The 1,116-nt window shown below is 65.3% G+C and carries 1 protein-coding gene; it reads right to left on the reverse strand.

Features of this window, described 5'->3' with window-relative positions; all coding sequences use genetic code 11:
- On the reverse strand, positions 1-1,012 hold a 1,012-nt coding region (locus MOV74_RS38800; protein WP_246932867.1), incomplete at its 3' end, for a lytic transglycosylase domain-containing protein.
- Between the last annotated feature and the right edge of the window lie 104 nt (positions 1,013-1,116).

The following is a 1,116-nucleotide window of genomic DNA, read 5'->3' on the forward strand; positions in this document are numbered from 1 at the left end:
AGGGCTGCACGAAGGGTTGCCCGCCGCGCAGGCGGTCGGCGAAATGGCCGATCGCCAGCGCATAGGCCTCGGCCGGATTGTACTTCATGATGACGCGGTAATTCTGCAGCATCAGGAAGCCGGGGCCTTGCGCGCCCGCCGGCGCCAGCAGATAGGCCTTCTCGGCCGGATGCGGGAACGGCTGGCCCGTCGGGCGCTTCAGCCCGAGCTTCTCCCATTGCGCGATCGTCATCGCCTTGGCGCGATCGGCCAGCATGTAGTTGAATCCCTGGGGCACCACGACCTCAAAGCCCCAGGTCTGACCGGCCTGCCAACCGTCTTTCTTCAGATTGTTGGCGGTCGAGGCGATCAGGTCAGTGGGATTGTCGACGACGTCGCGCCTGCCGTCACCGTCGCCATCGACGGCAAAGCGCTTGAACGCAGTCGGCATGAACTGGGTCGGGCCGAAGGCGCCGGCCCAGGAGCCGCGCATCTGCTCCGGTCTGAGGTCGCCGCGGTTGACGATCTCCAGCGCGGACAGGAACTCGTCCTTGAAATAGGCCTGGCGGCGGCCGATGCAGGCGAGCGTGGCGGTCGATTGCAGCACGCTGCGGTCGCCCATCTGCGTCGAGTAATTGGACTCGATGCCCCAGATCGAGGCGATGATGTAGCGGTCGACGCCGGTGGCCTTTTCGGTGGCGTCGAACTGCGCCTTGTATTTGGCGAGGACCTCGCGGCCCTTGGCGAGGCGGTTGTCGTTCACGAGGATGTCGAGATAGTCCCAGATCGACTTGGTGAACTCCGGCTGCGAGTCCATCAGGTCCATGATGCGCAGGTCGGGCGAGAGCCCGGCCGTGAAGCGCTGAAAATTCTCCTGCGTGACGCCGCGTCGTGCGGCATCCGGCCACATCCCGGCAACGCAATTGCCAAAATTGCCGGCGGCCTCGCGGATCGCCGCGGCCGTCATCAGCGGATGGCCCGAAGCGCCGTCCTCGCCGCTCCAGGGAAGTGCGCCGCCTGCCGGGCGCGCCATTCTCGGACCTGCAAAAGGGCGAAAGCGAGCCAGAAAGCGAACAGCACGACGATGCCTAGCATCGGTGACAGAGAAGCGTCCGAGATCACCAGGATGTCGGGATT

It is taken from the genome of Bradyrhizobium sp. SHOUNA76 (assembly GCF_023006445.1).
Lineage (GTDB): Bacteria > Pseudomonadota > Alphaproteobacteria > Rhizobiales > Xanthobacteraceae > Bradyrhizobium.